General features: G+C 41.4%; 26 protein-coding genes. 1 reads left to right on the top strand and 25 read right to left on the bottom strand.

Features of this window, described 5'->3' with window-relative positions:
• Positions 1-852, top strand: an 852-nt coding sequence (locus JXA84_08730; GenBank protein MBN1151287.1) for an immune inhibitor A, incomplete at its 5' end; no start/stop codon positions are given.
• 80 nt (positions 853-932) lie between these two features.
• Here the strand turns inward: JXA84_08730 and JXA84_08725 are convergent.
• The 25 genes from JXA84_08725 to JXA84_08605 form a co-directional block, all read right to left on the bottom strand.
• A complete protein-coding gene (locus JXA84_08725; GenBank protein MBN1151286.1) occupies positions 933-1,583 on the bottom strand; it encodes a hypothetical protein in 651 nt (216 codons plus the stop codon).
• Entirely contained in the window at positions 1,580-2,383 is an 804-nt protein-coding gene (locus JXA84_08720; GenBank protein MBN1151285.1) for a GNAT family N-acetyltransferase, read from the bottom strand. Before JXA84_08720 ends, JXA84_08725 begins: the two co-directional genes overlap by 4 nt.
• Complete coding sequence (locus JXA84_08715; protein MBN1151284.1) at positions 2,364-2,852, bottom strand: MGMT family protein; 489 nt, start codon at positions 2,850-2,852, stop codon at positions 2,364-2,366. Before JXA84_08715 ends, JXA84_08720 begins: the two co-directional genes overlap by 20 nt.
• 77 nt (positions 2,853-2,929) lie before the next feature.
• A complete protein-coding gene (locus JXA84_08710; protein MBN1151283.1) occupies positions 2,930-3,868 on the bottom strand; it encodes a glycoside hydrolase family 130 protein in 939 nt (312 codons plus the stop codon).
• Positions 3,840-4,889, bottom strand: a complete 1,050-nt coding sequence (locus JXA84_08705; GenBank protein MBN1151282.1) for a glycosyltransferase family 4 protein — start codon at positions 4,887-4,889, stop codon at positions 3,840-3,842. Before JXA84_08705 ends, JXA84_08710 begins: the two co-directional genes overlap by 29 nt.
• Entirely contained in the window at positions 4,889-6,340 is a 1,452-nt protein-coding gene (locus JXA84_08700; protein MBN1151281.1) for a glycoside hydrolase family 130 protein, read from the bottom strand. Before JXA84_08700 ends, JXA84_08705 begins: the two co-directional genes overlap by 1 nt.
• Positions 6,341-6,353: 13 nt before the next feature.
• Positions 6,354-8,624 carry a glycosyltransferase family 4 protein gene (locus tag JXA84_08695; protein MBN1151280.1) on the bottom strand — a complete coding sequence of 757 codons (2,271 nt, stop codon included), beginning with the start codon at positions 8,622-8,624 and terminating at the stop codon, positions 6,354-6,356.
• 57 nt (positions 8,625-8,681) lie between these two features.
• Complete coding sequence (locus tag JXA84_08690) at positions 8,682-9,752, bottom strand: alanine racemase (protein ID MBN1151279.1); 1,071 nt, start codon at positions 9,750-9,752, stop codon at positions 8,682-8,684.
• 3 nt (positions 9,753-9,755) lie between these two features.
• The gene (locus tag JXA84_08685; GenBank protein ID MBN1151278.1) at positions 9,756-10,196 is read right to left on the bottom strand and encodes a GNAT family N-acetyltransferase; all 441 of its coding nucleotides are present in this window, start codon (positions 10,194-10,196) and stop codon (positions 9,756-9,758) included.
• Positions 10,197-10,899: 703 nt separating this feature from the next.
• A complete protein-coding gene (locus JXA84_08680; GenBank protein MBN1151277.1) occupies positions 10,900-11,628 on the bottom strand; it encodes a class I SAM-dependent methyltransferase in 729 nt (242 codons plus the stop codon).
• A gap of 302 nt (positions 11,629-11,930) precedes the next feature.
• A complete protein-coding gene (locus JXA84_08675; protein MBN1151276.1) occupies positions 11,931-12,716 on the bottom strand; it encodes a class I SAM-dependent methyltransferase in 786 nt (261 codons plus the stop codon).
• Positions 12,713-12,907, bottom strand: a complete 195-nt coding sequence (locus JXA84_08670; GenBank protein MBN1151275.1) for a hypothetical protein — start codon at positions 12,905-12,907, stop codon at positions 12,713-12,715. Before JXA84_08670 ends, JXA84_08675 begins: the two co-directional genes overlap by 4 nt.
• A 28-nt stretch (positions 12,908-12,935) precedes the next feature.
• Positions 12,936-14,447, bottom strand: coding sequence for an NAD(P)/FAD-dependent oxidoreductase (locus tag JXA84_08665; protein ID MBN1151274.1), 1,512 nt, complete (start codon positions 14,445-14,447; stop codon positions 12,936-12,938).
• A 37-nt stretch (positions 14,448-14,484) separates the two neighbouring features.
• A complete protein-coding gene (locus tag JXA84_08660) occupies positions 14,485-15,900 on the bottom strand; it encodes an MATE family efflux transporter (protein MBN1151273.1) in 1,416 nt (471 codons plus the stop codon).
• 222 nt (positions 15,901-16,122) lie between these two features.
• A complete protein-coding gene (locus tag JXA84_08655) occupies positions 16,123-16,962 on the bottom strand; it encodes a nucleotidyltransferase domain-containing protein (protein ID MBN1151272.1) in 840 nt (279 codons plus the stop codon).
• A gap of 256 nt (positions 16,963-17,218) precedes the next feature.
• A complete protein-coding gene (locus tag JXA84_08650) occupies positions 17,219-18,148 on the bottom strand; it encodes a calcium/sodium antiporter (GenBank protein MBN1151271.1) in 930 nt (309 codons plus the stop codon).
• Between the two features lie 333 nt (positions 18,149-18,481).
• On the bottom strand, positions 18,482-19,414 hold the full coding sequence (locus JXA84_08645) for a magnesium transporter CorA family protein (GenBank protein ID MBN1151270.1): 933 nt from the start codon (positions 19,412-19,414) through the stop codon (positions 18,482-18,484).
• A 247-nt stretch (positions 19,415-19,661) separates the two neighbouring features.
• Complete coding sequence (locus JXA84_08640; protein MBN1151269.1) at positions 19,662-20,015, bottom strand: DUF3024 domain-containing protein; 354 nt, start codon at positions 20,013-20,015, stop codon at positions 19,662-19,664.
• Positions 20,016-20,113: 98 nt separating this feature from the next.
• Complete coding sequence (locus JXA84_08635; protein MBN1151268.1) at positions 20,114-20,305, bottom strand: VOC family protein; 192 nt, start codon at positions 20,303-20,305, stop codon at positions 20,114-20,116.
• A gap of 33 nt (positions 20,306-20,338) precedes the next feature.
• Positions 20,339-20,719, bottom strand: coding sequence for a GNAT family N-acetyltransferase (locus JXA84_08630; GenBank protein ID MBN1151267.1), 381 nt, complete (start codon positions 20,717-20,719; stop codon positions 20,339-20,341).
• A gap of 132 nt (positions 20,720-20,851) precedes the next feature.
• The gene (locus JXA84_08625) at positions 20,852-21,709 is read right to left on the bottom strand and encodes a class I SAM-dependent methyltransferase (protein ID MBN1151266.1); all 858 of its coding nucleotides are present in this window, start codon (positions 21,707-21,709) and stop codon (positions 20,852-20,854) included.
• On the bottom strand, positions 21,670-21,870 hold the full coding sequence (locus JXA84_08620) for a Trm112 family protein (protein ID MBN1151265.1): 201 nt from the start codon (positions 21,868-21,870) through the stop codon (positions 21,670-21,672). The genes JXA84_08625 and JXA84_08620 overlap by 40 nt, the downstream gene beginning before the upstream one ends.
• Before the next feature lie 57 nt (positions 21,871-21,927).
• The gene (locus JXA84_08615; GenBank protein MBN1151264.1) at positions 21,928-22,443 is read right to left on the bottom strand and encodes a HEAT repeat domain-containing protein; all 516 of its coding nucleotides are present in this window, start codon (positions 22,441-22,443) and stop codon (positions 21,928-21,930) included.
• 206 nt (positions 22,444-22,649) lie between these two features.
• Positions 22,650-22,961, bottom strand: coding sequence for a hypothetical protein (locus JXA84_08610; GenBank protein MBN1151263.1), 312 nt, complete (start codon positions 22,959-22,961; stop codon positions 22,650-22,652).
• A gap of 178 nt (positions 22,962-23,139) precedes the next feature.
• Positions 23,140-23,272 (bottom strand): TdeIII family type II restriction endonuclease (locus JXA84_08605; GenBank protein ID MBN1151262.1); only part of this gene is annotated, 133 nt, incomplete at its 5' end.

Here is a 23,272-nt window from a genome sequence, read left to right as displayed (position 1 = left end):
TATTCCGCGGACGGGATAGAGTCCGGAACTTCAAACTGGATCCTTACAGGCTTCACGCAGAGCACATCGAAAAAGCACGCGGGGACTTACAGCCTTTATTCAGGTTCACAGGACAACATCGCAAACACCGCCCAGACCAAATACCCATACATCGTCCAGCCCAACGACACATTTTCCTTCTGGTTTTGGAATTACTCAGAAAACGACTACGACGTAACTATAGTCGAAGTCTCAGAAGACGAGAGAGAATGGATTCAGCTCGACACGAGATACTCCGGCAGCCAACAGACATGGACACAAAAGAAATATTCTTTAAGTCAATGGGAGGGGAAAGCCGTCTATTTCAGGTTCAGGACAATAACCGACGACAACACCCTCCATGATAATTTTTATGTTGACGACATATCGCCTGTGGCCAGCTTCAGCCAGATTGAAGTTCTCGACAGCGTCATATACGACACTTCATACACGCCTTCGACCCTACCCCTCGGCGAAAATTATTTCCGAGTCAGAGGTCACAACACAAGGGGCTGGGGAAATTATTCAAACACAGTCAAAACCGTCGTTGTCCAGCCTAATTCAGTCGAGGAACCGGCAATCTCGACATCAGTCGGCACTGTTTCCGTCCTCGGCAATTCGAGGGACATTACGATAAAATACAGTTTCACCGCCGGACAGGACATGAGCGTTAAAGTTTTCGACGCGACCGGAAGAATGGTCGGGGACTACAACTATCAGAACCTATCTGGACAAAACACGATAAGCATAACCCCCTCCTCCGAAGGAGTTCTATTCGTCAGGATAAACTCAGGCGATATAGAAATCACAGAAAAAGCGCTTATAATCAGATAAAGTTTTCAAAGCAACGGGGCTGTCAAATCAACGACAGCCCTTTTTGCATATTCTCTTGGGCGAAACAAAGAATATTTATTTTATAACTGGCTGATTAGATTATCTTTAACCCACCTGTTGAAACCAGGTTCACCCGCCCTGAAAACAAGTTCTCGGAGTGGGCATTTTTTCAAAAAAACCTCCATTACGCGAGAATAATACTTGTAACTGCCTCTTTGGGGATTTTCGACGATATTTTTTATGTCGTCTTTCGACAAAACCATAGAGTCATCTTTAAGCTGTTGGGCGGCAAAGATCGCAAAACCTTCAAAAAACCAGACAGGACCCATCGCATCTTCGTCTCCGTTTAATATTCTTATGTGCAGTCTGTGCGCCATCTCATGAGTTAAAAGTTTTTCATAACCCGCTTCTTCAACACCTTCGGGGTAAGCTTCGGCGTAATATTCCGGTGTAACCGCAATCAGAATCTCTTTTTCAAGAGCCGCGCAATACGTGTCCGGCAGTTCAATTTCTGTCTCCATACCCGATAAAGTCAATAGTTGAGAATTGAAAATCTTTTTGTCATCAAAAATTCTGACTTCCTTCATAAAAGGAATTTTTACATGTCTTTCCCATCCATGACGCTCAGCAAAAACACTCAATCTTTTGCAGGCTTTGTCCAAATAATTCTCAAATTCAACTCTTCTGCTTTCTAACGAGTGGGGTAGAACAATATTTATGCCGTCTCTCATCCGAAGTTTCCTCCTATTCTGTTCCAGACCATTTCCGGGTGCCACGGAAATTCCTTTCCGTAGATCATTCTTTTAACTCTTTTCTTCTTGGAAAACCCGTAGCTGGCGAGACAATCAATACCCTTGACGTTGTCTCGGGGAAGAACCGCCTTTTTTTCAACAGACATCCTGTATTTCATAAGGTGCTCTCCGGCTTCATCGTCCTCAGCAAATATCAATCCCTCTCCAAGGCCGGGAAGAAAATATCCCCTGAGATGATTTTCTGGTTTATGCACAATCCCTCCGCAGAGTTTCTCCAAAAGAAGCTCGCTTCTTTTTTCACCGGATATTTTTTCGTCCAATGCGAGAACGCCTTTTATGTCATCCCGCGACAACCGCCTTACGTAGGGGGCTGAATCCGTATGTCCTGTCGCTTTTTCGGATTCCAAAACAACATATTCCGTAACTTCACGAAATCCTGCTTTTTCATAAAGAGGAAGACCCAGCTCCGTGGCGATGAGAGAGACGCTCTCGCAACCAAATGTCGTTTCAAGAAGATCGTCGAGTATTTTTTTCCCAAACCCTTTGTTTCTTTTGTCCTCTCGGACAATGATATGCGCGAGCCAGGCCGTCTTTTCGAAGAATATCGCCGTGCCTACACCTACAATCTGTGAATTTTCCCTAATTGCCAGAGGCCGGCAGAATTCTTTCGAAGCGTAGAACTTGAACAAAGGCACGATGTCGCCCCATTCACTGGGCTGCATGAGTCCGAGCGCTTTTTCGTCGTCTTCCGTGATGTTTTCAATTACTTGTGATGTCATACATGAAATTTTTGAGGACAACTCTGTTTTTGAGATCGAAATCCACCCCTTCCATTTCGATAAGCCTTCTTTTCATTTTCTTTCCTCCCTGGTAGCCGCCCACAGACCCGTCGGACATGACTGTTCTGTGGCATGGAATGACAATTGGAAAAGGATTGTTTTTAAGCGCGTTGCCGACTGCTCTGGCACTTCTGGGCAAGCCGATTTTTCTGGCTAAACAGCCGTATGTAGTCACAAAACCTCTCGGAGTCAAGCTTTCTATGGCAAGAACTTTCTTCTGAAATTCCGAACACCTGCTCATGTCGAGCAAGGTCTGGTCAAAACTTACGTCCGATCCCTTGAGGAGTACCTGCATCTTGCAACCTAGATCGTCAATTTCCTTACAGGTGTTTTCTTCGCATTCCAAATTTGTACTATTTTTCGTACCCGGCAATTGTATTCTTGTTATTTTGGGTTTATAAGAGGACATGTTCCAGAAAATATTAACTTTTCCTATAACGGTGAAGTTATTAAAACAATAGCATTTCAATGGTTTCTTTTGAAAGGTCAATCGTCCATTTTCCTCGGGTTCTCAAGGCACATTTCGACGATTTCTTCTATCGCCGCCTCTCCCGCGCACATGACTGTGTCCGCGCCTCCCCAGTATATTTTGAGCGATCCGTCTTCTTCGGGGACAGCCCCGCAAGTGAAGACTACGTTGTGGACATAACCCGTCATCTCCCAAGGATCCTCGGGCTGTAAAATCCAGTCATCAGACACGCCCAATATTTTGGACGGATCCGCGGCGTCGTGCAGTGCCGCACCGAGTCTGTATATAGCTCCGTCCATTGTCTTGAAAACGCCGTGATAAATACTCAGCCATCCGCGTTTGGTTTTAATAGGCGGCGCTCCGGGTCCGATTTTCAGTTCATCCCATCTGTAACGCCCAGGTTTCATAACGACTTTTGAATCTCCCCAGTGGACAAGGTCGGGAGAATAAGAAATCCAAATTGACCACGGAGATATTTCTGAATGTGGCCTGTCAAGCCTCGCGAATTTTTTGCCGAATTTTTCAGGAAACACGACCACATTTCTGCAGTCGGACTGAGTTATAAGGGAAACCCTTTCAAGAGAAATGAAATCCCTGGTCTTAGCGAGGACTACACGGACTCCGTGCCTGGAATAAGCGCTGTATGTTAAGATGAATTCACCTTCTATTTCGGTTATCCTGCAGTCCTCAACTCCGTATTCTTCGTATTCTGCGAATACGCCATCAACAGCCGGGACGATAAAAGGTTTTTCCCTGACCGTGAAATGGTAACCGTCCAAGCTGTCGGCTATCCCTATGATTGACCTGCCGTTTCTTCTGTGTGACCGGAAGAGCATGATGTATTTATCTCTTCTCTTCACTACACCCGCGTTGTGAACGGTTTCGACCTCGTAGGGAACGTCTTTTTTCGTCAGTATGGGGTTGCCGTCAAATCTTTTGATTGTCTGTCTTTTCATCGGTCTTTCCCTTTAGAAATATTCTTTTATAGACATCTACGTATTCAACTGCCATTTTTCTGCGTGAAAACCTTTTCTCTGCTGCTTTCCTGCATTCAACTCTTTTTATGCTACCGAGCCTAAACACCGAATCAGAAGCTTCTTTTGTATTACAGACAAGAAAACCAGTTCTGCCGTCTTCAATTATTTCAGGCATACTGCCCCTGTTAAACGCTATCACTGGTGTTCCGCAAGCCATGGCTTCGACCACTGAAAAGCCGAACGGTTCGTCGAAATTTATAGGATGAAGAAGCGCCAATGCATTGCCGAGCAATTTGTCCCTCTGTTCGGGCCCGACGCTTCCCAGAAATTCTATTTTACCTTCTGCGATAAAAGGTCTGACGAACTCGTCAAAATAGTTTCTGTCCTGGACTATACCCGCCATAAGCAGTTTTTTACCTGTTGTTTTGGATATCTCAATTGCCTCTCTGGCGCCTTTGTCACGGTGGAACCTGCCGAAATAAAGCAGATAGTCACCTCCGGGTTTTTCTCTGAATGTGAAATTTTCCAGGTCTATTCCGTGGTGAATCGTCTTCTCGTAATGAAGAAGAGGGGATCTGTCGGAATCGCTTATGGAGACATAGTAATTAGTTCTGTCATATTTTTCATATACCCTTAAGATTTTATCCGAGGAAAATCCGTGAATCGTCGTCAAAACAGGCGTCTTGACGAGGTTAGAATATGTAAGTGGCAAAAAGTCGAAATTGTTGTGTATTAAGTCAAAACCGGAAGCCTTTTCAAAGCAGTTTGATATGTGAATACTCTCCCAGACCTTGGCATCCATGCTTTTGTCCTCTTCGTATCCCCTCGGGCAAACCCATTCAAGTTTAGCTTTTGTGACTGAATCACCCGTGGCAAACAAAGTGACATCCAATCCGAGACAAACGAGCTCTTCCGTCAACAGAGAGCAAAACCTTTCCCAAGGTCCGTAATGACGGGGAGGTGTTCTCCAAGCTATCGGGGCGAGTACAGCGACTTTCATCAGCCGGATGTCATTGCTTTTACGAGATTTTCGACTTCGACTACCGCAAAGCCTGTGGCGTAATCCGACATGGCGTACGGTATGATTAAATTTTCTCTGTGGATGAGCGCTCCGCAGGTATAGACTACGTTAGGAACGTATCCCTCCCTCTCGTTTTCGCCGGGCTCTAACAAAGGATATTTAAGCCTTCCAATGACCTTTTCCGGATTTTCCTTGTCCAGCAAAAAAGCTCCTATGCAGTATTTTCTCATCGGACCAACGCCATGGCTAAGAACGATCCAACCCTGATCGGTCTCAATTGGAGACCCGCAATTTCCAAGCTGGACAAATTCCCAGGAGTAAGTCGGTTTCATTAAAATCTTCGGATCGTACCAAAAATGGATGTTGTCCGAATACATCAGGAAAAGGTTCTCGTTGTCCTGCCGTGAGAGCATCGCATAAAGACCGTTTATTTTCTTTGGGAAAAGCGCAAGTCCTTTGTTTTTAGCCGCGGGTCCGTTCAATGTAATGAACTTGAAAGAAACAAAATCTTCCGTCTCTATGAGTTGAGGGAGGATTGTCTTTCCGTCAAAAGCCGTGTATGTCGCGTAATAAAGATTATTATTGTCCTCTTCGGAAAACATTACAAACCGCGCGTCTTCTATTCCGTTGCTGTGGCTCGGTGAAAACGGGAAAATTGCCTTTTCGGATGTTTTTTGATCCTTTTCGAATGTGACCTCGTAGTTTGAATAGGCCAAAACGAGAAGATTTCTGGCGGTGAGTTCTATGTCTCCCCCCGACCTTTGAAATCCGTGCTTTGCTTTTTCAATCTTCTCATCAAGCTCCGAAATTGTGAAATTTTCAGGCAACTGAGAGAGTACGTTTTTGCTGAAATCGTTGTAAAAATTCAACTCAACCAGTTTTCTTGAAAAAAGATTTTTCTCGTATATTTGATTAGGAATTCTCTCCGGTTCATCGACAAAAGGAGTAGGGTCTTTTATTGTTATTTCAGAATTTTCGGTTATAACACCCTCTCTGAAAACTATTGAAGAAATATGACCTTCCCCTGTCGCCCTCAAGCTCAGTATAAATCTCAAGCTTCCTTTGGCAAGGTTTTTTTGGTTTGGATGCGGAACAATCGAGGGGTTGAAGAGAGCCGCGGATTCCAGCGAGTATTCCTGCGTGAAATACGCCCCTATAAGAAGTTCTCTGTCTTCGGAGAGAGGCATGTCGGTTATCGTCCACCTTCGGACATTTTCATAATTCTTTCTGAAGACGCTTTTTATGTCTTGGTGCCTTGTTTTAAATTCATCTATTATTTGTTTGAGCAATTCAGAAGTGCTTTTTTCAGATAGATTCATCACTCTGCTGATTATTTTTTCTCTTCTTGCCGAATTTTCAGGAATAAAAGGTCTTATCAACACTCTCTCGTGGGAAGGTTGAAGTATCAATCCTTTTCTTTCAACTAAGATTTTTTTCAAATCTTTACTCAGCTATTGGAACCGTGTATTGCATCTTGTTCTGTTCTGCGCTAAAACCGTGCATCGCCAGAAGGGACAAAAGCCAGGCGAGAGTCGACTCTGCTCCCTGGTTCATATTTGGACCGTCGGGGGTGAGTCCGTCCCGGCATCCCCCTGTAGCGAAATCGTAAAGAGGCTCATTGAGAATATTTTGTCCGAGAAACCAGTTAAAAGCAAGATGAGCCATGTTGCTGTATTTGTCGTCACCAGTCATATTGTACGCCAGAAGACATGTCTCGATCATAGCCTGAGCTTCTATTGGCTGCTGGTCGAAATTTGCCTTACTCCCTCCTTTTCTCAGCCAGCCCCTGTTCCCAATGGGAGAAAAATAGTTTTTTTCGCTCTGTAATTCTATCACCCAGTTTAGGAGATCAAAACCCATATTCGACATATCTGTTCTCTGCATCCACTGCCCCGAGAGCAATAGAGCCTGAGGAATTTTCGCGTTGGCGTAAAAAAGTTCGTCGTCGAACCAAGGCCAATTCATGTCGGGTCTTTTTTTAAACTTTTCAAAAAGATAATTGGCGAGTTTCTCCCTCGCCCTTCTTATTTCGCTGTCTCCAGAAAACCTCGCGAGATAGGCGTGTATTCCAACAAGAGCGAAAGAGACTGCCCTGGGGTGGGATAGTTTCAACATTACCTCTACTGCTCTGTGAAAAAGGGTCGTGCTGAGGGCGACACAGCTTTTGTCACCGGAAAGAGCCGCGCAGACTCCCAGTCCCCATATTGCCCTTCCCTGACTGTCTTCAGAGCCCTTCTCTTCAAGCCATTTTCTTTCGAAAGACATAAAATTTCTGAACCAACCCGTTTTATCGTTGAAAGAATGTTTAAGAAAAGCGAGAAATTTTTTCTGCATGTTCAGCATTTTCGGATCTTCAGGCGTAAAACTCTGAGCCATCACGGAGGCTATCAAACCTCTTGAGTTGTCGTCGGCACAATAACCATGGTCGTAGTCAGGAATGGAATACGTGGCGTGCTGAAGTATCCCCGTGTCGTCGGTCATCAGCATCACGTGCCTGAAATCGATTTCAGGAAGGCTCGTTTTGTCCTGCGCGAGGGTTTTGGTGCTGAAAATAACTTTCGCATTTTCTATTCTCTCATTTTTAACCCCGTTTAAAATCGCTAAATAATCAACAGCCACCTGGCTCCACACGGCCCTTCTTAGAAAAGTGTAGGCTCGTTTTCTCATGGCGTTTCTCTTGATGTCGTCGCTGAGCAGTCCGGAAACGGCTTCAGCAAGGGCTTCGGAATCCCGAAACCCTACCAAAACTCCCCTGTCTTCGGACATCATCTCGACAGCGTACCAGTAAGGAGTCGAAACCGTCGCTTTGCCTACACCCATCGCGTAAGCGAGGGTTCCAGAGACTATTTGAGCTTCGGATAAATACGGGGTTACGTACACGTCGCATGCCCCCAAAAATTCGCACAGTTCATTTCTCTCAACGAACCGGTTAAAAAACATTATGTTCTGGTCAACTCCCGCGGCTTTTGCCCTTCTTACAAGGCTTTGTCTGTATTCTTCTCCATGCGTCTTTTTTATGTTAGGATGAGTCGCTCCAACGATTACATAAACGACATCGGCATGTTTTTCCATTATTTTCGGCATGGCATCTATCATGTATTCGATTCCCTTGTTGGGAGATAGTAAACCGAATGTCAAAATAACTTTTCTGCCCTCGACGCCGAATTGGTCTTTGTAATAATTCGGATCTACAAAAGGCATGTCGGGAATTCCGTGATGGATCAAAACAATCTTGTCTTTCGGGACACCGTATATTTCTTTGAGAAAATCGCTGGCGTTTTCGGACATGACAATTATTTTCTCCGAAAAACGCGCGATATCAGAGAGAATTTTTTTCTGTGTTGAAACAGGCTCTTTTAGAACTGTGTGAAGTGTCGTCACGACGGGCATCCTCAGCCTCTTTATCAGAGATACGATGTAAGAGCCGTATTCCCCCCCGAAAATCCCGTATTCATGCTGAAGCGAAACAGCGTCAATCTGGCTTATGTTCAGGTAATCCGAGGCGAGAACATATTCGCTTGATTTGTTCTGGTTTATTTCGAATCGGACTTCCTTTGGGTATCTGTATCCTTCCGGTCTGTCGTTCATCGCGATCGCCCAGCAGTCAATCCCCTTGGATGACAATGCGCTGACCAAATCGGTCGTAAATGTTGCGATGCCGCACATTCTGGGCAGGTAATTTCCTATTACGGCTACAGATCTAACTCTTTCCATTGGATCCCTCTTTCAGGTAATTATATTTTCAGAACAGGATTATTACAAAAATATTTTTTATTCAATTTTCTTTTCAATGAATTTCGAATTCATAACCCTTAATACTCCGAGGTAGTCCAGGTAGAATTGAAGATAGTCGCCGGTTTTAAGATTTTTCGGATTGTCTTTGATGTCTATCACGAACATATCTGAACTCGCGCCTATTATTGAATAATTAGTATCAACGGGAAAAATATGGTTTATCTCCACATCGAGAATGCCCACGTCTATTATCGCCCTGAAAGAATCCCGACTTTTCTCGTTTTCATCGAAACAAGGTGTGTGTCCTTCAAGATTTGTCCCCATTTCACCTGTCGGCACACTCGGTTTTTTCTTTAACTCGATTATCTCACAGTGAAGCTTGAATATGTCGGTGTTAAGACCATTCATCTTTTCATCATTGTATACATCTGTTCCGATGAAAAGTGTTTCTCCTACCCTGAAATGGTTTATGCCCTTTGGCAAAAGGTTTTTGAATATCAGGGGAATAGTCACCGAAGACCCCCCCGAGACAAGGGGAATTTTTTTACCAAACTTCGCCTCTATGAGCTGTTTATAAAGACTGAGCTGTATCAATTTATCGTGGTTTGGAAGGACTCCATTCAGGCAGGCGAGATTTGTCCCAACCCCAGTGACTTCTATATTAGGCAATCTGAAAATCCTCTCATAAAAATCTATCAGCCTGTCTCTCATAACACCTTCTCTCAACTCTCCCATCTCTATCATAATAATGATTTTATGCTTTTTTTTCTGTCTGACCGCTTCTTCTGAAAGCATTTCGACTGTTTTCAATTCTGTGTTAAGGCTTATATCCGCGTATTTTACAACATTTTGGATCGATTTTTGCGGAGGCGGCTTTATGTATATTGTCTCTATTTTTGGATTTATGCTCTTTATCGTCTTCAGGCTCGATAGTCTCGAGTCGCAGGTTTGGAAAGGCTCTAATTTTAATACTTCTTCGAGAAAATCCCTGTTTCCGCAGAGTAGTTTTGTCACAACCGCCCATTGTATGCCTTGTTTTTTGAACAGTTTATACAGAAAGCTGTAATTCTCTCTGAGCTTTGTTCGGTCTAAAGTGATTTTTGCCATGTTTTATTTTGTCAATCTCATCTCGAGGTATTTGTTCGTAAAGCCAAATCCTTCATACAAAAACCTAGCTGGGTTATCAGGTTCGACATGTAGCTTGATACTGCCTTCGGCTATTTCAATTGTTTTTTTCATCAGTTTCTTGCCGATTCCTTTTCCTCTTTCTTCTTTTTTGGTCGCGATGTATACGAGAATGTTTTCAGGAATGTAGTCTTTCATCCCTGTCCTGTTGACGACAACCGCGCCAAAAATATTCTCTCCTGAATTATACGAGAGGACAAAACCTCCGAAAGATTCGATGTTTTTCAAGGCGTAATCCACGGCTTTTTCAATTGCGGGTTTCGGATCTCCAAATTTTTCCAGGTTTTCATACAGAAAATCGACAATTTTTTGTTTTTGACCTTTATCTGGTTTGTTTTTCGGATCGTATATATTTATTTCCGTCATTTTTTACTCCTTTCTCTTTGCTACATGGGATAAAAAACATCTTATAGTCAAGCTCCGTCGCCGAAATGCCTTCGGCGTGTTCATGCGTAAAGCACTAAATATATTGGAATTACGAGTCGAATCGTTCATTCCATTTAAAACAGAAATTTGTTGAAAAGTTAAAGACTTTTTTAAAGTGAAAAACCATCAAATGTATACAACATCATAACATCTGATTATACTGCTGTCAAGTTTTATGAAAAGCTCAATTCAAATATAGAAGGAAAAAGCTTCTCCTCTGCTGCCGTCTTTTAACATTAGCTGAACTTTAAACATCCTTTTCTTTCCATATAACAAATTTATGTCTTTAATATTCCCGCTTAAAATATATGCTGGATAATACAATTTTTTTTGCTTGCCTAAAAACTGACTTTGTGCGTTGTAAATCGCTTGATTTCATGAACTTTGTTGTTTGTTTTTCTTTGATGTCATCTTTATTTACTCTCGGTGGAATAGGCCAATTTACCGAAGCAAGTAAGAAAAAAACATTCCAAACATTAAAAAAATCCAAACCCTTAAATCGTAAACCTCTAAAATACATTTTATATAATGCGCAAATTCAAAGATATTTTCAATTCATCTGCCATAAGCAATTATTCAAGCGACTTACAAGCCCTTTTTCTACATAGGTGGATATGGATTTAGAAGGGCTTGAACTTTTAAACTATCCATCCATCAACCCGACAATTCCGATGTACTGTCCCGATTCGATTTCTGAGTGTTCTATGCTCTCAAAAAAGACTTTAAAACCTACCTTTTCAAGGAGGATCTGCCATGTATTTTTTGAGAAAATTCCGTTTATCGAAATGTCGTCCTCGAAACTTATTTCTCCTTTTTCGTTTTTTAATATATAGGCAAAATACGTCTCAATTAGAGTGTCATGAGGGTTCTTGTCGCAGGTCCATTCCAAATATCTCATACTTCTTTCTTTTCTGTCGTGTCCGCCGTGGCTTGTGAAGGGTTTGAAAGTCTCCTTGAAGTAATCGGGGGCGATGAAGAGAACGCCCTCATCTTTCATGTGTTCTTTTGCAGTAATAAATGTTCTGAACAGGTCTTCCTCTGTCGTCATGTACATTATTGCATCGTGTATGAACACAAGGTCAAATTTTTCACCTAACCTCACAGACCTCATGTCTCCTTCAAAATGCCTGCATTCGGGGTTGAGTGTTTTGCTGACTTCTATCATCCCCAGAGACATATCGACCAAAGTCATGGTGTATAGTTTTTTCAGATGGGAGGCGTTGTTTCCCCCGCCGCTTCCAAGTTCGATTGCTGTTTTTATATCTTTTTTGTATTTTTCAATAATTCTGACATAAAGGCTTGATTCCTCCTCGTAATCCTCCGGAGCTGAAAGAACAGGCCACCAAGCCGACAGTTCGTTGTAAAGTTTCACATTCACCTCCTTCATCCATTGAGATTTGCCTTTTTAAGAATGTTTTTTGAATCTAGTCAGAGACACGTATCTGTCCGCTAAAAGTTTTCCGTCATAAATCAGGTTAAACATGCCAAATAAAGACGGATCATTCTGGGTTTTTGCAGCCGTTTTATTAATCAGTGTTTTCGAGTATTCTTTAAAGATATGAATCCCGTATTTCATCAACAAACCCGGCGACCCAAGATCCTTGCTTTGAAAGATAAAACTTATCGCCTTAAAAGAATTCTAAAACTTTACCAAAAATTCTTACTTTAAGAATTTTATGAATGTTCTTGAATAACATCACGCCTTTCTGCTATCACGAGCATTTCGAAATCTTCAGTCGTCAGTTTGTCATCTCTCGAAAAAGCCCCAATTTTTGCACCGAAAATTTCAATTTCACTATATCCAAGAGATTGTAAAAGCCAGGTTATCTCACAAGGTACATAATATCTTTCGTTGCAGTCCAATTTTATTTTCTCGCCTTCATCGTTTTCGAGCTCGGTTATATTTCTGTCTCTAAAAGTCATCAGGTCGAAAGAGTTGCTCCTGTAAGTAGCATTTCCCTCAGCAGAATTTTCCGCACAGAACTTCTCTACTGAATGGTACAGCGGGAAAAGTCCGTTAAGTGTCGTAAAAACAAACTTTGCGTTTTCTTTCAGAGCTTTCGTCACACTTTTCAGGATCTCATAATTCATCTCGTCGGTCTCCATGAGAGGAAATCCACCCTCGCAGAGCATTATCGCGAGGTCAAATTCGGAATTAAAAGGAAGGTTTCTTGCATCATTTTTTGAAAAATCTATTGTCAAGCCAGCCCTTACCGCCTTTTCCCGTGCTTTATCGAGCATTGATTCGGAGAGGTCAATTCCTTTGACCATGTAGCCTCTTCTTGTCAACTCGATGGAATGTCTACCGGTTCCGCAGCCTACGTCTAATATATTCAGAGATTTGTTGAAGTTTATCTCTTTTTCTATGAAATCGCATTCACCGATTGTTCCGCTTGTAAAAATCTCTCTGTCGTATTTATCGCCGTAATTTTCAAACAGCTTTTCGTACCATTGTTTCATTTTCCCTCCGAAAAAGAAAACCAACAAAGGTCATTGGTATAAACCGTTTGGTTTTTAGCATCCCGACCATATTTATCAGCTTTATACCGCCTCTCCTGCTTATGACTCCTGTCCAAAGAGGACCTCTCCTTGGCAGATTTGACATTTCCTCCTTTTTCAAGCCCGTCCAGTATAGAGTTGATGATTTTCATTTTAAACCGGCTCCTTGCATTCCAAAAATCACCTGACAAACGCGGTGAACTTTTTTCCGCTTTTCTTACAGATTTTCTTTAAAAGCCGTCTTGCCGACATGACACCCGTCGGAAGACCCCCTCCGGGTTCCACCCATTGACCGCACATATAGAAATTCTCAAGGCTGGGCAGGGTCTGGTTCATGGGTTTCATGATGACGTTTGAATTTTCCGGCGTAATCAGCCACCCCTCGAAACTGCCTTTCCAGTTCCCAGTGTAGCGTTCGAAAGTCAGAGGCGTTGAAACATCCGTCATCTCGACCTTTTCTTTCAGTCCAGGAAATCTTTTTTCAAGAATTTCCAATATATTATTGTTTATCTTTTCTTTTTGATGCCTGTATTTTTCTTGATCCTTTGAAATATCGACCCAGTAATCATAGCCGCTCGGTATCATCACCGTCAGTACAGTTTTACCCTGAGGAGCCAGGGAAGAATCCTGGTTGAAAATATGGACGGTGAGATTTTTTGTTTTCCAGTCGGCGATCTCAACGGGCTCTTCCAGCTCGAAACAAATACCGGACACTGTTTTCGGCTCTTTTTCGAATGTCATGTTGACACCTACCGCGACGTAGACAAGAGACGGAAAGATTTTCCATTTTTCGTAGGGTGTTCTGGTTTTTTCATCGGCGTATTTACCTTCGAGCATCTTGAATATCGTCGAATAACCGTCTGCCGCCGAGACGACGATGTCCGAGCAATACTCGGTTCCGTCGGCGAGTTTTACTCCAGTCGCCCTGTCTTTTACTGTCAGGATTTTTTCAACTTTCTTTCCATATAGAATCTCTCCGCCAAGTTCCCTGTATTTTTTTTCAAGCGCTTTTGAAAGAGGCATTGACCCGCCTATGGGGTAACCGGCGTTTTTGTTATGAAGAAACGCGAAGGTGAAAAGCATGAAAAACATCGAAAAATCAGTTATCCAGATCTGAAGAAACGCTTCTCTGAGAACAGGGTCTTTAAATCTTTGAACAAATTCATCCGTTGTTATGTTCATCCAGTTTTTTAACTTTCTTCCGTTGGCAATAAAAAAAAGCCCCATTCTGATTTTTTGAAAAATTTTCACAATAAAATGAGCTGTGTCAGATGGTCTGTCGAAACCCAGGCACATGCGGATTCCCTCTGTGAATTCTTTTATGGGTTTTTCATCCCCTGGAGAAAATTCGAGCAGGTGTTTCTCAAACTTATCTACGTCAGAGTAGAAAATCACTGTCCTGCCGTCCTTGCTTTCGTATCTCATGTATTCTTCAGCGTAAAAGAAATCCCTGCCAGGGACTATTCCAACCTCTTCCCAAAGCTTATACATGCCGCTTTTGGGAGAAGAACCAACAAGCCAGTGGACGCACCCGTCAATTACAAAATCCCCGCGCTTCCATGCGGTGCAGAGTCCTCCGGGAAGAGTGTGCGCTTCTAAAATTCGTGTCTTGTACCCGTTTATCTGCGCGTATATTCCCGCGGAAAGCCCAGCGAAACCGGCGCCGATAATTGAAATGGATTCATTTTTCACATTACCCCCTGGTTTTCCAAAGGTTTAACGTCAATTCTCATGGCCTGAACTCTTTTTTTTCAAAATCTTCGCATTCAACTTCGTTTATTATCTCTTGCTCCGCCACTTTTTGCTTATCAAAACTTCTTATTGCAATCCTTTTCTTCCATTTACCCCGGGAGTAATATCCCAGCGAGGCGACAGCCCCAAGGCACCACGCCACCGGAATCCCCCACCAGATTCCTGAAGTCCCCATAAACCTCGACAAAAAAAACGAAATGGGAATTCTGAAAGCCCAGAGCGAAAACAGGGTGATTATCATGGGTATCAATGTGTCTCCAGCGCCTCTCAAAAGACCGTTCGAAGCAAACATAACCGAAAAAGCTATGTAGAAGGAGCTGACTATGATGAGATATTCCCTTCCGATTTCGACGACATTCGGGTCGGTGTTAAAGATCTTTATGAAGTCTCCGCCCTTGAAAAAAATTAACAGCGTCACAGCCAAAGAATAAAATATCGACATCAAAAGGGTGCTTTTCAGACCTTTTGCCACCCTGTCCATCTTGTCCGCGCCAATATTCTGGCCGGTGAAAGTCGAGAGTGCCATTGAAAAGTTCATGGCCGGCATCATCGCAAATGAGTCCACCCTTCCGGCGGCTGTAAAAGCCGTTAAAGCGTTTGTCCCAAACCCGTTGACTATTCTGGTGAGGGCCATCATTCCGAGCGATACGAACATCTGCTGTGCGCCGGATGGCAATCCGATTTTCAAGCTCTCCGTAAAAATTTTTTTGTCGAATCCACAATTCCTTATCCTGAGTGCGAGGATAGGAATTTTCAGATTGAGCACGATGACGCCCAAGGCGAAAGACACTGTCTGAGCGATTACAGTCGCCCAAGCGACCCCAGCTACTCCCCATTTGAATACCAGCACGAACAATAGATCGAGGACAACATTTATCAGGCTCGATACAATTAGCAAATACAGAGGTGTCTTGGAATCGCCGACTCCCCTCATTATCGCGCTGAGTCCGTTATAGCCGAAAATGGAAACGAGACCAATAAAGATTATATCCATATATGTTTTGGCGTCCTTCATTACCTCCGGAGGAGTTCCCAGAATTATTAGAATGTATCTGCTCGCCAAAAGACCCACAACAGTCATTATCAAAGCCGTCATAAACATGACAATGTATGTGGTGTCGACTGTTTTCCTGAGTTTTTCAAAGTTTTTAGCGCCGAAAAACTGCGCAACGAGAACCATGGATCCCATTGTCGCACCCATGATAAGCGCTATAATGAAAAATATTATCGGAAAACAGACTCCGACGGCTCCGAGCGCGCCTTTTCCGACAAACCTGCCGACGACAATCGAATCGACAACGTTGTAGAACTGCTGAAAGACGTTGCCCAGAAGCATCGGAACGCTGAACAAAAAAATGCTTTTCGTGACACTTCCCGTGGTCATGTCTTTCATGTTTTTCTCCGCCGGTATTTCAAAAACCGGCTTAATGAAAAGTTGTGATTTTCTCAGCCATTGACTGAAAAAACTTTTAACTGTCAATTATGCTGGCAGAAGAATATTATTAAACTTTTTTTCTTCTCTAAATATTACATCATACTCCGGGCTATGGTAATAATCATTTCTTTTTTTGAGTCTGCCTTTTTTGCTGTATCTTCAGTCGAACCATAACATTTTTTACGGTGTGCTTTCAGACATCCATTTATTACTCAACTCAATCACGTGGTCGACAAATATCAGTGTTCTGGCAAAATCATCTTCATCCGGCGGTTCATTGACCGATTTTTCAGGGACATGCCGGGTCGCCCAGGTTCTGTTGATGAGGTCTTTCCATACCGGATCGAGATTTATTTTCGCCCAATCCGCGCAGGTTTTCTTTGAATTGATTGTCGCGGTGATTAAATCGTGGAACATCCGGCAGAAACTCAGGACGATAAACCCTTGATAAAACCTATTTCTGAATTTGTCGGGATTCCCCATGATATCTTTACCCCATTCGCAGATGGCATGAAAAATTTCTGTTCTCAGCATTTTATCGGGAAAGTATTTGATGAATTCCATGGGTTGGATTCCGCGGATTATTTTGGCTTTTTCCCTTAAAATCCACCTAACAACAAGCGTGTTGCAGTGACTTGTCATGCAAAGTTTACGGCTTCCGTTGTCAAGATATGGGAATTCATCTCCTCTCTCAGGATATTCGCTTATCGCTTTGAGTGGAAAATATGTCCCTTCAAGATGTTGCGACCAGTAGTTCTCATTTTTGTCGAAAATATATGCGTGTATTACTTGGAGCTGATCCACAGTTTCGTAGTCAATTTCCCTTTTGGAGACTATTATGAAGTCGACATCGCTGTCCCGGTCAAAATCCCCGACGGCGAATGAACCTTGAAGGTAGGCACCGAAAAAATTATCCTTCAGTACGGAAGTTATCCCCGTGACCAGCTCTTCGAGGAGTTTGTTTAGCTCCCAGAATGGTGTAGGTGAACCCGTTTTTTCTTTATCTTTCAATTCTTCCATTTTCTCTTCCGTTTCTCGTAGTTGTGAAACTGTTCAAAACCAAAATTCAACAGCATTTTATTTCTTCTAACTTTTATGGGTAAATATTTCTCCCCGCAATTACCGGTTTGCAGATATGGACCTAAAAAATAATTGGAAAAATTATCAGATATTGTCGATCATCATTTCTACCTCCACCCTTTTCATCACCCCTTTTTGTTAGTATTCAAAATAAAATTTGATTGTCAAATTTCTAAATTTCTAATTTATTTTTCCATCACAGCCACAAAAAGAAAATGTAAACCGCATATATCACTATAAAAATAAAACCTTCCCTCCGGGAGAGAGTGTAATTGGATCTCAGGAACGGGAAAAGGAGCAACCCGACCAGGAACATGATCAAAATATCGTCTATCTTCAAAAGCGGGACTGAAAACTGGGAAATGAGTCCTGAAATCCCCAGGACGAACCCAATGTTCAATATACACGCCCCTAAAATGTTGCCAATGGCAAGGTCTGCCTCTTTCCTTATCGCCGCGACGACAGAGGAGGCGAGTTCAGGCAGACTCGTTCCGACAGCTACAATTGAAATTCCGATTACCTCCTCGCTTACGCCGAAAAAAAGAGCGAGTTCGATACCGCCTCTAATAATCAGATTCGCTCCTATTAAAAGAGCCGCCAAACCTCCGAGTAACATAATTATTAGTAAAAACCAGGAGGTTTTACAGATTTTTTCATAACCACTGTCTGTATCTTTTTCACGCACTGCGATTAAGCCGGTGAAAACCATGTATAGAGCGCAGAAAAAAAAGAGTATTATAGCTTCGGCTCTTAAAAGCTCCCGATCCAAGAGAAACAAAAAACATAGCAAAGACATGATGACTAGAAACGGAGAATCTTTTTTCACGGCTACGAGGTTTACTTTAAGCGGATTTATAAGAGACGCTATACCGAGAATTAGCGCTATATTGGCTATGTTTGAACCTATTACGTTTCCGACAGCCAGACCGGCATATCCTGAAATTGCCGATCTTATTCCGACGATAAGTTCCGGACTGCTCGTCCCGAAAGAGACAATCGTCAGGCCTATGACGAGAGGGGATACTCCTAACCGCCTTGCCAGACCAGAGCTTCCCCTGACCAGAAACTCCGCACCTCCCGTGAGAAGAACTACCCCCATAAATAGTAAAATAATCGTCAATGCCATTTAATCTCTTTCCAGGTTTACAGAAAATATTCTTTTCGATCTGGAAATAATTTAAAACGATTTGTTCTTCTTCACAAGAATTTCTTTTTTTACTTCCAGTTCCAAACAGAAAATTAAAAAGCGCAAAGAGATTAACAACACTGACAACACCAAATATATTTGGTAATATACAATATGCCGACAAGCGGAGAAGAAATGCTCGGTATGAAAAATGTTTACAGCTATCAGAGGTTAGAAAAAATCTAATCCAACCCTAAACATTGTCAAAAAAATACACCCATTTTTTCTGAAATCAGATTTGAATATCTTTTTCAATAATTGAAAATATTCTATTTATAAAAATTTCTTCAGAACAAAGAATATCAGTGCACCCGCTGATAAAAGAACCGACCCGAGAATTATTACAAGAAAAGCATACCATGTATGCTGAAACGGCAGTCCTACATTCATTCCGTAAACACTCGCAATAAGAGTCGGAATCATGAGGACAAGCGAGATGGCGGTCAGTTTTTTTACTACGACGTTGAGGTTGTTCGAGATAATCGAGGCGAAAGCGTCCATCATCCCGCTTAAAATGTTGCTGTGAATCTTCGCCATTTCAGCCGCCTGCTTGTTCTCGATAACCAGATCCTCAAGAAGTTCAATTTCATCTTCATCCAGCCTGAGCAGACCGGTTTTTTGGATTTTTTCAATTAAAAGCTCGTTTGCTCTTATAGAAGTATTAAAAAAGACCAAAGATTTTTCAATAGTAAGCAAGTCGTAGAGTTCGGTGTTTTTGATGGATTTTCTCAGGTCTTTCTCTATTGATGTCGTTTCCCTGTTCAAGGCTTTCAGAAAAAAAAGAAAGTTTATTGAAGCTCTGAGAAGAAGCGTTAAAAGAAAACGATTTTTGGTGTCAAGCCTGATGTTCTTTACACCTTTTGTCATTAGATTTTTTATGACAATGTTGTCTTGAAGGCAAATTGTAATAAGACATTTCTCGTGGAATATCACTCCGAGGGGAAGCGTGAAATATGATACATCAAGGTCCTTGTCATAGACAGGTATTCTCAAAATTAGCAAAATGTAATGATCTTCTTTTTCAGCTCTTGACTGCTCATCAATATCGAGTATGTCCGCGATGCTTTCTCCGTCTATGCCGAATTCTTCTATGAGCCAATTTCTTTCTTTCTCATCAGGGTTCACTACGTTTATCCAGCAGTTTTCAGTAAACTCACCGACTTCGAGAATTTCTTTCTGGTTTAAAATTTTATAGAATTTTTTCATTGCCCTCTCCTTTTCTTTCGGGACCGAACCTTCGGAAAGCTTTGCGAGCAGAGCAATTGCGGAGGGACGGTCAAATCTTTTCTGACGACCGACTACATTCACCTTCCATGAATTAATCCTCCTTTATGAAAGATCATAAATGATACATTTTAAAATTTTTTTTGTAAACTGTTGTTTGGCTGCCTATCGAAATTAACAAATAATTCGATTTATAAAAGGGCAAAATTATTATCGCTCTTTTATGATTTCATCCCCAAAAACAACCCTCTTCATCTTCTTTTACAATATTTAAAAATTCATCCAAAGTATCAACCTCAGGATCTGGATAATAGGAATGCCATCTCAAATCCCTTTTCATCCAATATATGTTCCAATGATTTTTGGATTTTACATATACTGCTTTTGCCACAGGAGATTCAATTTTCAGCGCCATGTCCCTTAAAAATGGCCTAATTTCATATATTATTATGCTTTGCTTGTCAAATTTATAGGCAATATCAACCTTGTGGCGTAACTCTTTTTTTGGTCTGATCTGATTGATGAAATCTTCCATTGTCTTCAAGATTTCAATTTTATTTAAGTTTTCTTTATTCGTTTTCATGAAATAATTATATATTTTTTACAAATTATATCTATTTCTTTTCAACACCGATAACATTTTTTCCACCGTTAATCTGCTTTATCACTTTATAGACGGATTCAACCCGAAAATCGACATTCATCCTTTTCTTTCCGTCTGCAATAAGACATAAAGCGCGTCACTGGCAATTTTAAGCCTGACGATTTCTTGGCTCGCCAGAGTAAATCTAAACCCAAGAGTCCGCAATAGTATTTAATACCCCTGTCGAGATCCGACACGTACAATTCTACACAGTCGATGTTTTCGAACAAACCCTGTATTTATTCTCAGATTAAAAAAATTTATCAATCCTTTTTCAACAGCTTTGTCATAAAACTGGCACTGTGATCGTGAAAACCATTCCTGAGGTAAAATTTATGCGCCTCTTGATTGCTGTCGTAGACTATCAGGTGAATTGCCTTGAAATCTCTGTTTTTAAGATAATTTTCTATGTACTTTATAATCTCTGAACCTACACCCAGTTTTCTATGGTCTGGTTTAATGTATATCTCGTCTAAAAAGCAATCCTTGCCGTAGTTTTCAAGGGTATAACTGCTGGTCAGACAAAAATAACCCACAGGTTCATCGGAAATAAGAATTAAAAACAAAGCCCCGAAAGAAGGATTTGAAATAAATTCTTCAAGAGTTTTTCCGGATTTGGTCTTGTCAAACTTGACCCCTTCTATTTATAGTAATCGGCCATAAAATCTAGAATTGTGTTTATATCACTTGTTTTCGCAGGTTTAATTGTAAGCTTTATAAAAAGCTATTTCTTCTTCATGACCATAGCCGGGCAGACAACGACATTTTCAATTGTGTCAACTCTGATTACTTTCTTTAATAATTTCAACCAGACAAAATTCCCTGCCTTGGTCAGAGTATGTCTTTTCTTTTGACAGAATTAATCCGTTTTCCCGGGCTTTTTCGACCAAATCTTCGTAACCAGAGTACATATCTACTGCTCTGGAAAAGTTTTGGTACTCTTCAACTGGAATCATATCGTAGACCCAGGGTTCTTTGTTGAAAAGTGCGATATAAGATCCTCCGGGTTTCAAGATTCTGTGAATCTCTTTTAAGACCGCACCTATACCGAGAATTTCCTGCATTGCCATCATTGAAGTCACAATATCAACCGAACCTTTCATGAAAGGCATACGCCTGACATCAGCTCCCACCGCTTCGCAATTAAGGGCTTTACCGATAAGTTTGAACTTCTCCTGAATAATCCAAAGACATTTTAAATCCCGTTCCAAGGCAAAAATTTTTATATTTTCCCCCAATAATTTCGAGATTGATGCAACTCCGCTGCCGCCTCCAGAAGCTATATCGACTAAAGATGAAGATTTTCGGGATTTGACAAGACTCAGAAACGATTTAACTGGTTCACTCGGGTTTGACAGAGAGTTCAAAAATCCTGCTTTTCGATTTCTGTGTTTAAACCAATTTCCGCTTTTTCTATATTTAATCTTACCCCTATTTTTTTTTATATCATCTTTTAAATCGCCGGATTTAGTTGGGTGTTGCTTTTGACTGGAAGAAGCTAATTTTACAGCCGCTTTGAGTCCAATTTTTTTCAAGTGGTTGATTGACAAAAAACCATCAGGCTTTGAAACAATGTAATGAGATAGGGCTTCGTCTATGGGCGACACCCAGCTATGGATTGAGTTGCTTCCCAACAGTATAGGCCTTTTTCGGAGACAACCGGATATTCAACCGAGCAGGACTGACAGAACAAACTCCCGCTCTGAATTTCCTTTGCGCTTTGCTTCAGGATTTTCAAAGAAAGATTTTTCTTGCATTCAGGACAGCAGATAAAATCGAGCGTATTTTTTTTCATTTTATTCTATTCTATTAATTAGCTAAAATGCTGGTTTTTACCCATTCGTGAAAAATTCTATTTCCCAATTTTCTTCAAAACTTTGATGTAAACGTTTTTTACGCCATTGTTGGTTTCATCCTCCACTATTTTATTGAACTTTTTCATAAGTTCTTTTTGAAGTTTTTGGTTTGATTTCGCGATCTCGGTCAACGCAAAAGCTGCGCTCCACCTGACTACGGTGCCTTTGTCTTTCGTGTTCTTAAAAAGTTTTTCGACTGCTTTCGCGGTTTTATCAGGATATTTTGGGGCAAGGTTTCCGATCACCCTCGCACATTCCCATTTAACCTTGGGAGCGTTGAAATTTATGTTCTCTACGATAAAATCCAGATATGGGACAACGAGTTCCGGCTTTTCCTGCGACACATACTCCATGACTTCAATGCAATTTCCCTTTTCGGCGTTTGACCCCGTTTGAAAGAATTCGACGATTTCATCTAATAATTTTTTGTCTTTCTTAGCCTTTTCCGCCAAAAGGGAAATTTTTTCTTTCGGCTTCTCCTTGGACTGCAAAATATTTTTGACCGTTTCCATAAATCCCCTTTCTTGTTTTAAACTGAAATGGGCTTTTGACTTTATTTTTATACTAACTTAAAGTTTTTCTTCAACAGGATCTTTGCCGAAAGCACAGAACTTGGACATTCCTTTCTGGCGTCTTCTGAATCATCTTTCACAAACACGCCGTTTATACGAATCCACGATCTGTCTTTAAGCGCATACTTCAACGTTCGGATTACTGCTCATTTGTTTGTAGCAGTCTTTTTTGTTGTTTGTGCAGATATTGAGCCGTCCTTATGTTTACAGACAGCGCCGAAAGGTCTTACCCGCGGTTTATCCCCGTTGACTGTCGCGACATAAAAAACACCGGCGTCTTTGAGAAATTTTATGGTCCGATCCATTTGAACTCCTTTTACTCCCCTGTTTTTAGCCGCATTCAGTGACACTGAACGTATTTTTATCAGGATTTCGTCGTCGTTGAGAACGGATCTGTCTATTTCACGGTAGACGAATTTATCGGAAGAAAATCTTTTGTTGTAAAGAACTGCTTTCATTTTTTGGATTACGCAATTTCTTTTGGAATGTTATTAATTTTGTATTTAATTCCAGCTTTTATCAGATTATTATCCTTCTTAAATCCAGACTAAAATCTAGCGATAGATAACACTAAAAAATTAAGCTTTTTATAAAAAAATCATTATTTATTTCGAAAACAAAAAAAATATACAAAATTTATTTAAATTTTTTAAAATACTTTTCAATCTCAGGTCTTAATTCTAAACCCACTCTCTCAAAGCAGTTTAACAATTCGGAATAAGTCCCTTTACCGCCAAGAAAATCCCAAAACTCGTCTCCAACTTTGAGT

The organism is candidate division WOR-3 bacterium, assembly GCA_016926475.1.
Taxonomy (GTDB): Bacteria; SDB-A; SDB-A; order SDB-A; family SDB-A; genus JAFGIG01.
Note: the sequence above shows the minus strand (reverse complement) of the source record. Positions and strands in the feature narration are given on the sequence as shown.

What these genes read in the sequence shown, in the direction of transcription:
- JXA84_08725 (MBN1151286.1), bottom strand. Translation starts at nt 1,583, where the DNA reads ATGAGAGACGGCATAAATATTGTTCTACCCCACTCGTTAGAAAGCAGA.
- JXA84_08720 (MBN1151285.1), bottom strand. Translation starts at nt 2,383, where the DNA reads ATGACATCACAAGTAATTGAAAACATCACGGAAGACGACGAAAAAGCG.
- JXA84_08715 (MBN1151284.1), bottom strand. Translation starts at nt 2,852, where the DNA reads ATGTCCTCTTATAAACCCAAAATAACAAGAATACAATTGCCGGGTACG.
- JXA84_08710 (MBN1151283.1), bottom strand. Translation starts at nt 3,868, where the DNA reads ATGAAAAGACAGACAATCAAAAGATTTGACGGCAACCCCATACTGACG.
- JXA84_08705 (MBN1151282.1), bottom strand. Translation starts at nt 4,889, where the DNA reads ATGAAAGTCGCTGTACTCGCCCCGATAGCTTGGAGAACACCTCCCCGT.
- JXA84_08695 (MBN1151280.1), bottom strand. Translation starts at nt 8,624, where the DNA reads ATGGAAAGAGTTAGATCTGTAGCCGTAATAGGAAATTACCTGCCCAGA.
- JXA84_08690 (MBN1151279.1), bottom strand. Translation starts at nt 9,752, where the DNA reads ATGGCAAAAATCACTTTAGACCGAACAAAGCTCAGAGAGAATTACAGC.
- JXA84_08685 (MBN1151278.1), bottom strand. Translation starts at nt 10,196, where the DNA reads ATGACGGAAATAAATATATACGATCCGAAAAACAAACCAGATAAAGGT.
- JXA84_08675 (MBN1151276.1), bottom strand. Translation starts at nt 12,716, where the DNA reads ATGAAACAATGGTACGAAAAGCTGTTTGAAAATTACGGCGATAAATAC.
- JXA84_08670 (MBN1151275.1), bottom strand. Translation starts at nt 12,907, where the DNA reads ATGAAAATCATCAACTCTATACTGGACGGGCTTGAAAAAGGAGGAAAT.
- JXA84_08660 (MBN1151273.1), bottom strand. Translation starts at nt 15,900, where the DNA reads ATGAAAGACATGACCACGGGAAGTGTCACGAAAAGCATTTTTTTGTTC.
- JXA84_08655 (MBN1151272.1), bottom strand. Translation starts at nt 16,962, where the DNA reads ATGGAAGAATTGAAAGATAAAGAAAAAACGGGTTCACCTACACCATTC.
- JXA84_08650 (MBN1151271.1), bottom strand. Translation starts at nt 18,148, where the DNA reads ATGGCATTGACGATTATTTTACTATTTATGGGGGTAGTTCTTCTCACG.
- JXA84_08645 (MBN1151270.1), bottom strand. Translation starts at nt 19,414, where the DNA reads ATGAAAAAATTCTATAAAATTTTAAACCAGAAAGAAATTCTCGAAGTC.
- JXA84_08640 (MBN1151269.1), bottom strand. Translation starts at nt 20,015, where the DNA reads ATGAAAACGAATAAAGAAAACTTAAATAAAATTGAAATCTTGAAGACA.
- JXA84_08620 (MBN1151265.1), bottom strand. Translation starts at nt 21,870, where the DNA reads ATGAAAAAAAATACGCTCGATTTTATCTGCTGTCCTGAATGCAAGAAA.
- JXA84_08615 (MBN1151264.1), bottom strand. Translation starts at nt 22,443, where the DNA reads ATGGAAACGGTCAAAAATATTTTGCAGTCCAAGGAGAAGCCGAAAGAA.
- JXA84_08610 (MBN1151263.1), bottom strand. Translation starts at nt 22,961, where the DNA reads ATGAAAGCAGTTCTTTACAACAAAAGATTTTCTTCCGATAAATTCGTC.